Source organism: Acidobacteriota bacterium, assembly GCA_003696075.1.
Lineage (GTDB): Bacteria > Acidobacteriota > Polarisedimenticolia > J045 > J045 > J045.
Window position 1 is genome coordinate 18,147 of record RFHH01000148.1, and the last position, 12,865, is coordinate 31,011.

Below are 12,865 nucleotides of genomic sequence, written 5' to 3' on the forward strand. Positions count from 1 at the left end.
GGCGGCTGCCCTACGGAATCGGGACCGGAGGCAATTCGACGATTCGCGGCCGCCCCGCCTCCCTCCGCAGCGCCTCGACGACCGACGGGTGGCAACTGAAGAAGAAGATCTGGCGGTCGGCGGCGAGTTCCCCGATCAGGTGCGCCGCCGCGCGGCGGCGCTCCGGGTCGAAGTTGACCAGAACGTCGTCCATGACGAACGGGATGCGCATCCCCCTCCTGGAGAGGTACCGGGCCAGACCGAACCGGACGGCCAGATAGAGCTGCTCGACCGTTCCCTGGCTCAGGTGTTCCGGGTCGAGTCGCCCCCCGCGCGCGTCGAGGACCGCGAACGTCTCCCCCGCCTGCACGACCTTCTCGTAGCGGCCCGCGGTCATCGACCGGAACGCTCCGGAGGCCGCGGCGAGCACCTCCGGCTGGTGCGAGCGCTGGTACTCCTCGAGCGCGTCGGCGACCAAGCGGCGGGCGGTCTGCGCGATCCGCCATTCCCTCAAGAGGCGCCGCGCCTCGCCGCGGAGCGCATCGAGCTCGAGTTCCAGTTCCGCCAGCAGCGCGGAGCCCTCGATCCTTTCCCGTTCCCCCCGCACGCGCGCCAGGGTCTCGCGCGGCTGCTCCAGAGCGGCCTCGGCCTCGGCGAGTTCGTTCTCGAGGGCCTGCAGGCGGCGGCGCCACTCCTCGGGATGGCCTCGCCGGGCTTCCTCCCGCAGCCGCTCCGCTTCCTCGACCCCGGCGAGCAGTTCGTCCAGCTCCTCTTCGGCGCGTGAGAGCGAGCGGTCGAGCGACTTCGCGCGCTCGGCGCTCAGGTCGTTCTCCTGGATCCGGGCCTGCAGCTCCCTCACGGCTGCGGCGATCACGCCGAGCGGCGGTTCTCCCGCGCCCTGGAGCTTCCCCGCGGAACGCGCGAGAGCGAGAGCCCGCTCCTTCCAGGTTTCGATCCGGCGCTCGGCGAGATCCCGCTCGCGGTGCAGTTCGGCGCGCCGCTTCGTGAGCTCGGCCACTTTCGCGGCTTCCCCGAACAGGGCGCGTGCCTGCGCCGGCTCGATTCCTTCGGGAAGGCCCTGGCGGGCGGCCCATTCGCGCCAGTCGGCTTCCACCTGCTCCAGGGCCTTGCGGGCTGACTCGACCGCGAGAAGGGCCTCCTTGCCGCGCTCCTCGGCGCGTCGGAAGGCGCGCTCCGCCTCCCGCAGCGCGTCTGCCGCACGGGATGCGGCTGCGGCCCGCTCGATCTCCGCGTCGCAGGCCGCCCGGATCCGGGCGAGGTCGCGCGCGCCGGCCGCGGGGTCGACGCCCAGCTCGCGGCACATGGCGCCGACCTCCTCGCGAAGCTGTTCGCAGTCCCCTTCCGCCTGCTCGGCGGCCGCGGCGAGTTCCGCCTCGCGGGCGGCGATGTCCTCCGCGGATTCCCGGGACAGCCGCCGGAGGCGCCAGGCGAGGCCGGCGATCGCCGCCCCGGCCGCGGCGAGCAGCAGGGCGGCGGCGGGCATGCGGGAACCCACCCACGCGGCGGCCGCGACGACCGCGGCCGCGGCCGCCCAGAGCGGCCCCGCGAGCCCCGTCAGGCGGGCGCGCCGCACCGCTTCCGAGGTCCGCAGGCGCGCCTCGTGAAGGCGTGCCGCGCGGTCTTCCGCGGCCCGCTCGGCCGCGGCGAGCTGGACCCGTGCCTCGGCGAGCGCGTCGAGGAGCCTCCGGCGGGCGAGGAGGTCGTCGAGGGAGGCCGAGTCGCTGCCCAGCGCTTCCACCACCGCGCGGCGCTCGTCCCGCTCGGCCCGCGCGTCGGCGATGGCGGCGGCGGCGCCGGCGGCGTTCTCTTCCGCCGCCCGGAGCGCGGCGCGCCGCTCCTCCAGCTCCCTTTCGCGCCGCGCCAGTTCGGTGGCCATGGGGGAGGATTCCGACAGGGCAGAGAGCCGCGCCTCGTCGAACCCGGGCCCCAGGGCCGCGGACCGCACCACGAGTTCCTGCTCGCAGCCGGAGATCTGCACCTCGAGCTCGTCGAGCCGGCGCTCCAGATCCTCGACCCGCGAGATTTCGGCAGCCAGCGCGCCGGTTTCGTCGGCCATCCGGCGGAGGCCGGGATCGATCTCGATCGCGTCGCGCTCCGCCCGGAGATCCGCGATCCGGTCGAGTGCGGCGCGCACCTCGACCAGGCGGCTCAGCCACCACTGCTCCCGGCGCAGCTCTTTTTGGCGCTGCTTGAGCTCTTCCAGCCGGCCGGCGAGCCGCTCTTCCTCCGCGATCAGCTCGCGGTGCCGGGCGGCGGCGAGCCGGGCCTCCTCGAACCTCTCGTGGAGGGCCTGCGATCGTTCGAGGAGGGCGTTGAGCTGCCCGCCCGAGCGCGGGCGCAGGATTTCGGAGGCTCGCCGCTCGAGGGCTTCGAGCGCCGCGCGCGCCGAGCGGCCCGCACCGGTGATCGTGGCCGAGAAGATCTCCTCGCGGACGCGGCTCCGGGTGAGCCGTCCCAGCTCGGCCAGCTCGGCGTGATCGAACGAGAAGACGCCCTCGAAAACGCCCCGATCGACGCCGCCGAGGAGAGCTCGCAGCACCGACTCGTCCAGCTCGCGTCCCTCGGCGTCGGTGAGGCGGCAGACCGTGCGGCGTCCTTGCACCCGCTTGTCGAGCGTGTACCGCACGCCGTCGGCCTCGAGCCAAAGGCGTCCCCCGTGCGCGCCGCCACCCAGCGGAGCCATCCCGAGCGAAGAGCCCCGCCCGCTCCAGGGGGCGAACAGCATCTCCCGGAGGAAGCGAAGGAGGGTGCTCTTTCCCGCCTCGTTGGGCCCGTGAACGACGGTGAGGCCGTCGGGCAGATTCTCGACGACGAGGTCCCGCAGCCCCCCGTAGCCGGAGATCGACCACCCGCGGATCTTCACGGATCGGCCTCGCCGTCACCCGGCAAGAGGAGATCGAGCGCCGCCAGCGAGGCCCTCTCGACGATTTCCCGCGCCTCGTCGGGGTCGAGGGACGGCTCGCCGATCAGCCGGAGGATCCCGCCGAGCGAGGGCGGCCGGCCGCAGGCGCGCTCGACCAGCTCCCGGGCCGCCTCCGGCGAGCGGCCGACGCGCTCGGCGGCCCTCAGCAGCTCCCCCGCGAAATCGCCCCGCCCGCGGATCTCCTCGAGATCCAGCTCGGGGAGGGTCGCATCGCGCAGCTCCGCCCACCAGACGATGCCGTCCTGCGCCGTGCGGCGCGCGCGGAGTTCTTCCACGAGCCCCTCGAGAGTTCCCGGGCGGGCCAACCGGCGGTGGAGTTCCGAGCGTCCGGACAGGCGGACGCGAAGGGCGAGATCGACGCCGGGATTCTCCGCGGCGATCGAACGCGCCAGGCGTTCGAGCCGGTCGATCAGGTCGGAAAGGCCGCGCGCGCCGGCGAGGTCGAGCTCCCGCTCGATGAACCGGAGGCTGTCGAGCGGGCGGAATCGGACCGAGACGACCCGGGATCCGTCGACCTCGACGACGGTCGCCCCCTTCGGGCCGCGCTCGCTCGGCTTGAAGCTGCGACCTTGCGTGTTGCCGGGGTAGACGACCCAGCAGGAGCGGCGGCGGTGCTCCTGGCGGCGGTGGACGTGGCCCAGGGCCCAGTAGTCCATCCCCGCGGCCTCGAGGTCGTCCATGGTGCAGGGAGCGTAAGGCTGGTGATCGTCCGAGGAGCCGCTCACGCTGGCGTGCAGCAGGCCGATCTGGAACGGCGGCCCGCCGCGCCGGCGGGAGAACCGCCGCGCCAGGTTCTCCCCCGGATCGCGGCTCCCGAAGCTGATCCCGTGCACCAGCGCGATCGTCTCCGCCCCCTCGCGGATCTCGAAACCCTCGACGCTCTCGGCGGAGAACAGGTGCACGCCCTCCGGCCAGGAACGGATCGCCGACCACCCGGACGAGAGCGGGTCGTGGTTGCCGTGAACGATGAAGGTCTCGATCCCGGCGGCCGCGAGGCGCTCCAGCGCGCGGTGCAGCCGCAGTTGCGCCCGCACCCCGTGCCGCTCCCCCTCGTAGAGGTCGCCCGCCAGGAGCACGAAGCGGGAGCCGGTCTCGAGGGCGAGGTCGGCGAGCCGGTCCACGGCGTCGAGGGAGGCGTCCCTCGCCCGCGCCGCCACGTCCCTGGCGCGCGCCTCCAGTCCGCTGAAAGGCGCGTCGAGGTGAAGGTCGGCGGCGTGAACGAACCGGAAGCGCGCCATCGCGGGGAGCAGTAAACCAATCGGGGCGCGGAGCGGCAACCGAGCGAGACTCCGCCGGCGCGAAAAAACCGGCGCGGGGCGCCGCTCGGGCGCCGACGGGGGCGCGCGGGCGACGATCCGGTGCGGACGCATCTCCCGCCGCCGCGAAGCTCGACCCGGCGGGGCCGAGGGCCCCTTCCGGGGAGCGGATCCCGCGACCGAGGCCGCGGAGCACGCGCCGGCCCGACTGGCTCGCGAATCTCCTGGCCGTGCACCTTCGACGGTGCGCCGGTCCCGCCAACCCGACAAGGGACCGGAATTCTTCACTCACGAGCGGGAGGCGATCCGAGACGCCGAGCCCTCGGGCGCGGCGAGCTTCGCCGGAAAGCCCCTTCGACCGAGCGGCCCCGGAATCCTCGAAGCGAAACACCCCGGATGCGCTCGAAGGTCCCGCGTCGATCCGGCTCGACCGCGGGCGCGCTTGCCCGAAAGCCGGCAAGAGTGCGCGCGGTCCCCGGGGTCGCCCGCGAGCCTCGGGCCGAGCCCGCGGCCGAACGCGCCCGCCGGGGAGCCGAGGCTTGGCTCCTCCGAGACGTTCGAAAATCGTCCGGACTACGAGCCGGAGGCGGCGAGCACTTGCTCGCGGATCCGCTCCCTGGCGGCTGCGATGCCGTCGGGCCCGTCGTACGGCTCGTAGGCCACCGGGGTCCAGCTCCCCAGCGTGCGGTCGTACCGCGACCACCCGAGCTGCGAGTCGCTGTCGACCCAGGAGACCCAGACCTCGCCCGCCTCGCTGTCGATCATCGTGTCTCGGTCGCCCGTGTAGTGCGTCGTGCCGATGATCGATCGGTCGGGGAAGGGATCGGCGCTGTCCCCCCCGCCGCTGGCGGCGATGAGGATCGATCCGGCACCTCCACCGCTGAGGTCGATCTCGTAGGCGACCCACATCGAGGTGCCGTCCCAGGCGATCTCCGGGTTGATCGCCGGCTCGCCCGGCTCGCCGATCCGGTTCTCGGCGCTCCAGGAATCGGGCGAGCCGCCGCGGCGGCGGTAGCGCACCTGCGGGACCGCCCCTTCCTCCCACCAGACCACGTAGGTCTCCCCGCTGCCGGTGATGGCGATGCGCGGGTCGTGGCAGGCGGCCCCGCTGCTCGTCAACAGGCGGGCGCTTTCGGGGTGGCCATGACCGCTGTCGACCGAATGGCGGACCTGCTCGATCCCGCCCACCGAGACGGTATCGACGGTCTCGATCTTCCCGGTGGCGGGGTTGATCTCGGAATCGGGGGGCGATGCGGCACCGGCGGCCAGCACCGCCAGCGCGAGCACGGAGCCCAGGACCCCGAGCCTCGATCCGGTCCGGCGCCGGGCCGCGCTCTCAGCGGCCGAGCAGCAGCTCCCTGACCTCGCGGGCAGCGTCCGAGACCTCGTCGACGAAGCGGACGAAGTAGCGGGCGGCACCCTCCTCGAAGCGGGCTCGTTCCTCGTCGCCGAGGGCCGCGTGGGCCTTCCAGAGCTGGTAGTGCGCGTGGAACTGGGCATCCTTGTCACCCAGGGAGATGGCCCGTGCCAGCCCCTCGTTGAGCACGCGGAGGCCTCCTTCCCGGTCCCCCATGGCGAACAGAATTCTACCGCGATCGAGCGTCCGGTACAGCGAAAGATGCTTGTAGCCGCGCCGTTCGGCCAGCGCGTACCCCTGGAGGGCCAACTCCAGGGCCCCCCGGAGATCCCCCCGCTGCTCGGCGATCTTGATCTTGGCTCCGATGCCGTTCCCCTCCCCCCGGTGGTCCCCGGCGGCGCGGTAGGCCTCGAGGGCCGCATCGATCAGGCGCATGGCCCCGTCGAGATCGCCCTGGGCCTGGAGGACGAGGGCCTTCTCGTGGAGGATCCAGGCCCGCCGGCCGTGCTCGTCGGGGCCCACGTGCGCCTCCGCCCGCTCGAGGAAAGCCAGCGCCCCTTCGTGCGAGCCCAGCTGACGCCAGGTCCGGCCGATCAGCGTCAGGACATTGACGAGGAGGGAGGGATGCGGCGGTTCGAAGAGGAGATCTTCCGCGAGCCGGCGGGCGAGCCGCGTCTTTCCGAGGTTCGCGACGGTGATGGCGAGCGTCAGGGTGGCCTTCTGGCGCAAGAGCCGGTGCTCCGCGCTGTCGACCGTGCGGTAGCGGAGAGCGATCAGGTTGGCCAGGCCGCGCTTGTGATCCCCCCGGCGAACGGCCTCCAGTCCCTCCTCGAACAGCGCTTCCGGATCCTCCTGGACCGGGTCGTCGCCCGCCAGCTCCTCGACCTCGAGAAGCTCGCCCGCCAGCTCGACGGGAAGGTTGTACAGCCGCAGCAACAGCACGAGCCGCCGCAGTCCCGGCTCCGCCTTCCCCTGCTCGATCTTCGAGAGGGTCGAGAACGGGATCGGACTCCCCTCGGCCGCCGCGCGCTCTTCGATCTCGCGCAACGACAGGCCGAGTTCCTGGCGCCTGGCTCTCAGAAGCCGCGCCAAGGCTCGGGACGGCGGGTGCGTGTGCCGTGCCATGGCGCAGAAAGACTACGAGGATCTTGCCGGCAACGCAACGGAGATCGTTTCAATTCCGACACGGATTTTCTTTCGGCTCCGATGCAGCCTCGTACAAGAGGGACGCCCCTCGGGGCGCCACGGCCGCCGCCTCCGGCTCGGGCCGGGTCAGAGCGGCGATCCCCTCCTCGAGCGAGGCGACCGGCACCATCCCGGCGGCCCGCGCGAGCTCCGCCGGCAGACCGGTCAGGGCGAACACGCGGTACCGCCTGGTCTTTTCCAGCAGGGCCGCGGCGGTCTGCCAGCCGACCCGGAACCGCCGCCGCAGGCCCCGCCGGACGGCCTGAAGGCCGCCCGCCTTCAGCGCCTCGGCCACCTCCGGGTTTCCGACACCGTCTTCGCAGCCCGCGACGAGAAGGATGCGCCCGCCGGGGCGCACCACCGGCGCGACCGCGTCGAGCGCTTTGTGCGCCTGGACGAGGTCGCGGTCGGCGGGCGATCCGCCCGCGGACACCACCACCGCCTCCAGCCGGCGCGGGAGGACGACCCGGTGGCGCCGCGCGTAGTCCCGGCACAGCGCCAGGTGGGAGCGGCGGCCCCCCGCCGCCACGGCGGCGGGGCGCCCGCGGCCGTCGGTGGCCACGTGCAGGAACACGGTCTCCGGAAACAGCTCGGCCGCCGCCTCGAGAGCCTCGTGGAACGGGTTTCCCTCGAGCAGCCCGGGGCGAGCGGCGTCGTGGCGTCGGCCGTCCGTGACGGTGAAGGCGTGGGCGGCCATCACCGTCGCCCGGTCCGCGACACCGGGGACGAGAAGCTTCCGCCCACCACCGAATCCGGCGAGGTAGTGGAAGACGATCCTCCCGACCGCCACGACCGCGCCAGCTCCGGCGACGGCCGGATGCGCCGCCACCGCGATCCCGTGGGCGCTGGTGCCGAGTCCGGCGGCGGGTGCGTCGGCGTCGTGGGGGGCGAGCCGGGCCCCCCGGCGCACGGCCTCCGGTCCCACCCACCGGGCGAGTTCGGCGGGGTCCATCGGGCGGTGGATTCCCGAGGCGGGGACGATCGTCACCCTGCGGGGGTCGGTCCCCTCCTCTTCGAGCGCATCGAGGAGGAGGGGGACGAGCCGATCGACGAGGCAGGGGCGCGTCCGGTCCGGGACCACGAGGGCCACCGGCCGCCGGCCCGCGGCGCTCGCCGCCCGGCTCGCCGCCTCCCGGGCGGCCTTCGCGAGCGCCGCCGCGGGATCGGTGAGCGGCGAAAGGCCGGGCGCCTCGAGGCGTGGCCAGCGGTCGGCGGGAGGCGGCAGGGGGAGAAGCCGCGAGCCCCAAGCCAGGGCCGGCCGCGGGGGATCGCCGCTCACGCGCCGCCCCGCCCGGCGGTGCAACGCGCCTCCCGCCGCCGGTCCCGGAGGGCTCCGTCCGGCGAAAAGGCCGCGGGACGGCCGCTGCGGGTCGCGGTCGGGCTCCCGGGGACCATGGGGCTCAGGTGACGCCGGCCGGCTGCTCCTCGGAGACCTTCTCCCGGTGACCGCAGTCCTTGTTGTCGCAGATCAGTTGGCGACCCGAGCGCTTGGTGACCGACTCCAGCCGGTAGGGAGCCCCGCACTTGGGACAGGGATCGGGAACGGGCTTTTTCCAGCTCACGAACGAGCAGTCCGGATACCCGGAACACCCGTAGAAGAGACGCCCCTTGCGCGACCGGCGGGCGACGAGAGGCTTTCCGCACGAGGGGCAGTCGACGCCGACCTCCTGCTGCTTGGTGTAGCGACACTTGGGGTACGCGCTGCAGGCGATGTAGCGGCCGTAACGTCCGCTCTTCCGCGCGAGCGGCTTGCCGCAACGGGGGCACGTCTCGTCGAGGATCTCGTCCTTCTGGATCTCGAGCGTTCCCTCTTCGGTGAGTTCGATCTTCTGGGTCGTCTTGCACTCGGGATAGCCGGAGCAGGCGAGGAACAGGCCCCAGCGGCCGCGCCGCACCACCATCTCGCGCCCGCACGCGGGGCAGCTCGCCTCGATCTTGGGCAGAGGTTCGGAGTTCTCCCCGAGATCCTTCGTGTTCTTGCACTCCGGGTAACGCTCGCAGGCGAGGAACTCCCCGAACCGGCCCCACCGCTTCACCATCGTCGCGCCGCAGGCGTCGCAGGTGATGTCGGTCCGCTCGACGTCCTGCTTGACGTTCCTCATCGTGCGGCGCGCCTTCTCCAGGTCCTTGCGGAACCGCTTGACGAACTCCCGGAGCGCATCCTCCCCCGTGCGGCGTCCTTCCTCGATCTCGTCGAGGATCGCCTCCATCCGGGCGGTGTACGGGATCTCGAAGATGTCGCCGAAGTTCTCCACGAGGAGTTCGGTGACGAGCCGGCCGAGCGGCGTGGGACGGAAGCGGCCGTCGACCTTCTCCACGTAGTCGCGGTCCGTGAGCACGGAGAGGATGGCGGCGTAGGTCGACGGGCGTCCGATGCCGTTCTCCTCCAGGGCGCGAACCAGCATCGCCTCGGAGTAGCGCGGCGGCGGTTGGGTGAAGTTCTGCCGCGGCTCCACCGCGATCACGGTCAGGCGCTCGCCCTCGCGCACCTCGGGGAGGCTCCCCTCCGGGAGCTTCCCCTCGGCGGCCCCCTCCTCCTCCGCCGGCTCCTCCCTGTAGACCGCCTGCCAGCCCGGGAATCGCATCACCTGGCCGGTCGCCTCGAAGACGGCGTCGCCGGCGGCGATGCGTACCTTGGTGACGTCGAACACCGCCGGGGCCATCTGGCTGGCGACGAAGCGGTTCCAGATCAGGGTGTACAGGCGCAGCTCGTCCCGCTTCAGATACTTCGCCACCCGTTCGGGGGTCAGTTCCAGCGAGGTGGGCCGGATCGCCTCGTGGGCGTCCTGCGCGTTCTTCCGCTGGCGGAAGACTCGCGGCGACTTCGGCAGATACTCCTCGCCGTACGCGCGGGCGATGTGCGCCCGGACCGCCTCGATCGCTTCCGCCGACACCCGGACCGAGTCGGTCCTCATATAGGTGATCAGGCCGACCGTGCCGAGTTCGCCGAGGTCCTTTCCCTCGTACAGGCCCTGCGCCAGCCGCATCGTCTGGGAGACCGACAGGCGGAGGCGGCGGGAGGCCTCCTGCTGGAGCTTGCTGGTCGTGAACGGGGGCGGCGACGAGCGGCGCGAGCGCTTCGCCTCGACGGCGGCGACCTCGAAGGGCTTACCGGAGACGTGGGCCAGCACCTCGCGGGCGGCGGCCTCGTCGGGAAGGGCCGGTTTCTTCTCCTCCCCCTTGCCCTTCCAGGGGACCGGCTCGCCGCGCCAGGAGACGAGCTTCGCCGGGAAGCGGGGCCGGTCCGGCGGTTCGACCTCGGCCTCGACCGTCCAGTACTCGACCGGGACGAAGCGCTCGATCTCCGCCTCGCGCTCGGCGATCATCCGGAGGGCCACCGTCTGGACCCTTCCCGCCGAAAGCCCCCGCCGGACCTTCTCCCACAGCAAGGGGGAGACGCGGTAGCCGACGATCCTGTCCAGGATCCGCCGCGCCTGTTGGGCGTCCACCTTGTCCATGTCGATGTCGCGGGGGTTGTCGAGGGCGGCGCGGACGGCGCGGCGGGTGATCTCGTTGAAGAGGATGCGGCGGATGGGGGCGTCGACCTTCCGCGACAGGATCTCCTTGAGATGCCAGCAGATGGCTTCCCCTTCGCGGTCCGGGTCGGCCGCCAGCAGGATCTCCCGCGCCCCCTTCGCCGCCGCGATCAGCTCCTCCACCGTCTTCTTCTTCTCCGGGAGGAGCACGTAGTGCGCCCGGAAGCCGTGGTCTTCGTCCACCCCGATCCAGTCGGGGTCTCCCTTCTTCTTCGGGTTCTTGGGAAGGTCGCGGACGTGTCCCATCGAGGCCTTCACGCGGAAGTCCTTCCCCAGGAACTTGTTGATAGTTCGAGCCTTGGCTGGGGACTCGACGATGACGAGACTCTTGGCCACCGGACGCTCCTTCGGCGGGGCGGCGCGCGGACGCGGCGACCCGTCGGCGCCGGTAGCAATAACGCCCGCCCCTGGGGGTGTCAAATCGGCCGACCTTCCGGGGCCGGGGCCCCGGCGCCGGCCCGGCGCCGGTAGCGGCCCCCCGGAAGGGCCTCCACCAGCCCCCCGATTTCGAGGTCGAACAGCTCGGCGAGGACCTCCTCGGTCCCCCTTCCCGCGCGCTCCACCAGCTCGTCGATCGAGACCGGATCGTGGCGGGGGAACAGCTCCAACAGGTGCGACCTTCCGGTCTCCGCCGCCCCCGTCCCGGCACTCCCGAGGCTCGGGCCGGGGGCCGCCGGCCGGAGGGCGGGGGGCAGGCACTCGATCACGTCCTCCGGTCCGATCGCCGGGGCGGCCCCCTCTCGGAGCAGGCCGTTCGGGCCCTCCGACCCCGGGTCGCCCACGCGCCCGGGCACCGCCAGCACGTCACGCCCTTCCGCCAGCGCCCATCCGGCCGTGATCAGCGAGCCCGAGCGGGCCCGGGCCTCCACCACCACCACCGCCAGCGACAGCCCCGCGATGATCCGGTTGCGGCGGGGGAAGTGTCCCGGCAGGGGGGGTGCGCCGGGCGGGAACTCGCTGAGGAGCAGGCCCCGGCGCACGATGTCGCCGGCCAGGCGGCGGTGCTCGCGCGGGTAGACCCTGTCGATCCCCGTTCCCAGGACCGCGATCGTGACCCCGCCGGAGTCGAGAGCGGCCCGGTGGGCCGCCCCGTCGATCCCGCGGGCGAGGCCGCTGACCACGGCCACGCCCCTGGCGGCCAGCCCGGCGGCCAGGTGGTGCGCCATCGACAGCCCGTAGCCGCTGGCCTTTCGGCTGCCGACGATCGCCACGGCGACCGGCCGCAGGGCGTCGAGATCTCCCAGCGCGGCGATGACGGGCGGGGGCACCGCGAGGGCGGCGACGGGCCACGGGTACCGGGGATCGCCGGGATGGAGCAGCTCCGCCCCGAGGCGGGCGAGGACTTCCTCTTCGCGCTCGAGCGACCGGTCGAGTTCGGGATCGGAGAGCCTCGCGGCGATCCGCGCCGGCACGCCGAGCGCGCGGAGCCGCTCCCGCGCGGGACGCGCCAGCCTCGCCGCTCCGCCGGCCCGGCGCACCACCGCCGCCGCGTGCCGGGCCGGCAGGCCCGGGCACCTCGCGACGCGGAGCCAGCCGCGTGCTTCGTCGCTGAGCATCCGCCGAGCTCCGATCCGGCGCGTGGGACCGGCCGGAAGCGTGACACCGGACGGAGCGATCCGGGCTGCCGCCGTCCCCGGCTCCTCCCGGACGGGGGAGGACGCCGTCAGAGCCGGCGGTAGGCGAAGCGGTGGATGCGGCGGCCTTCCCGGAGGTACTTGATCTCGAAGTTCGTCACGCCCGGCGCGATGTAGTCGTCCATGCCCGGAAGCGCCCACAGGGCGGCCTCCGTGTCCGCCTCGCCGAAGCGGTCATCGGCTGCGAGCCGTTCGCGGATCACCCCGGCGTACTCCTCGTGGTCGGTGACGATCCGGAGGAGCGCCCCCTCCTTCATCACCCGGGCGAGCCGGTCGAGCACGTCGGGCCGGATCAGCCGGCGTTTGTGGTGGCGCTTTTTCGGCCACGGGTCGGGGAAGTAGACGTGGACGGCCGAGATCGACTCGTCCGCGAGCCCCCGATCCAGAAGCTGCGTGGCCTCGGCGTGGACCAGCCGCACGTTGGTGAGAGCGCGCTTTCCGAGCCGGTCGATCGACTTTTCGAGATAACGCCGCGCGTACTCCACGCCGATGAAGTTCCGGTCGGGGAACGCGGTCGCCGCCAGGAGCAGGAAGCGCCCCTTCCCCACACCGATCTCCAGCTCGACCGGGTGGTCGTTGCCGAAGATGGCGGCGAGGTCGTAGGGGCCCTCTCCCTCCGCCGGGAGGGGGAGCCGGATCAGCTCGTCGGTCCGTCGCGACGCGACGGGAAGGTCTGGAAGCGTCATGTCGGTCCCAGGGGGCGGGTCCGGAACTCCGGCACCCCGACGATGATAGCTGCCGGGGGGTCCCTCATCCCGTCGGAGGTGCTTCCCCGATGGTGCGAAACGACGCGCAACTCGGTGTACGACGGACACTTCGCCCCGATCCCCGGTCGTCGATCCGCTCGAGACCGGAACCTCCCTCCATCCAGCGAGTTCGGCGGCCCGACGCACCATCGGGGAAGCACCTCCGACGGGATGAGGGACGCCCCCGGCAGCTATCATCGTCGGGGCGCCGGAGTTCCGGACCCGCCC

8 protein-coding genes are annotated in these 12,865 nt (G+C 72.9%); all 8 read right to left on the reverse strand.

The features are described 5' to 3' along the window. Positions 1–10: 10 nt before the first annotated feature. The 8 genes from D6718_10085 to trmB all read right to left on the reverse strand — a co-directional run bounded on the left by D6718_10085 (position 11) and on the right by trmB (position 12,835). Complete coding sequence (locus D6718_10085; protein RMG44442.1) at positions 11–2,863, reverse strand: hypothetical protein; 2,853 nt, start codon at positions 2,861–2,863, stop codon at positions 11–13. Then, positions 2,860–4,293, reverse strand: a complete 1,434-nt coding sequence (locus D6718_10090) for a DNA repair exonuclease (GenBank protein ID RMG44443.1) — start codon at positions 4,291–4,293, stop codon at positions 2,860–2,862. Before D6718_10090 ends, D6718_10085 begins: the two co-directional genes overlap by 4 nt. 459 nt (positions 4,294–4,752) lie before the next feature. Continuing rightward, the gene (locus tag D6718_10095; GenBank protein RMG44444.1) at positions 4,753–5,466 is read right to left on the reverse strand and encodes a hypothetical protein; all 714 of its coding nucleotides are present in this window, start codon (positions 5,464–5,466) and stop codon (positions 4,753–4,755) included. Between the two features lie 49 nt (positions 5,467–5,515). Next, positions 5,516–6,661 carry a helix-turn-helix domain-containing protein gene (locus D6718_10100; protein ID RMG44445.1) on the reverse strand — a complete coding sequence of 382 codons (1,146 nt, stop codon included), beginning with the start codon at positions 6,659–6,661 and terminating at the stop codon, positions 5,516–5,518. 49 nt (positions 6,662–6,710) lie between these two features. Further along, positions 6,711–8,024, reverse strand: coding sequence for a DUF2088 domain-containing protein (locus tag D6718_10105; protein ID RMG44446.1), 1,314 nt, complete (start codon positions 8,022–8,024; stop codon positions 6,711–6,713). A 97-nt stretch (positions 8,025–8,121) separates the two neighbouring features. Further along, positions 8,122–10,593, reverse strand: a complete 2,472-nt coding sequence (topA, locus tag D6718_10110) for a type I DNA topoisomerase (protein RMG44447.1) — start codon at positions 10,591–10,593, stop codon at positions 8,122–8,124. A gap of 80 nt (positions 10,594–10,673) precedes the next feature. Beyond that, entirely contained in the window at positions 10,674–11,813 is a 1,140-nt protein-coding gene (gene dprA, locus D6718_10115) for a DNA-protecting protein DprA (protein RMG44448.1), read from the reverse strand. 107 nt (positions 11,814–11,920) lie between these two features. Beyond that, positions 11,921–12,835, reverse strand: coding sequence for a tRNA (guanosine(46)-N7)-methyltransferase TrmB (gene trmB / locus D6718_10120; protein RMG44449.1), 915 nt, complete (start codon positions 12,833–12,835; stop codon positions 11,921–11,923). Between the last annotated feature and the right edge of the window lie 30 nt (positions 12,836–12,865).

Excerpts from the sequence above, each read along its gene's own strand:
- D6718_10090 (RMG44443.1), bottom strand. The coding sequence starts at position 4,293 with ATGCGTCCGCACCGGATCGTCGCCCGCGCGCCCCCGTCGGCGCCCGAG.
- D6718_10100 (RMG44445.1), bottom strand. The coding sequence starts at position 6,661 with ATGGCACGGCACACGCACCCGCCGTCCCGAGCCTTGGCGCGGCTTCTG.
- dprA (RMG44448.1), bottom strand. The coding sequence starts at position 11,813 with ATGCTCAGCGACGAAGCACGCGGCTGGCTCCGCGTCGCGAGGTGCCCG.
- trmB (RMG44449.1), bottom strand. The coding sequence starts at position 12,835 with ATGATAGCTGCCGGGGGCGTCCCTCATCCCGTCGGAGGTGCTTCCCCG.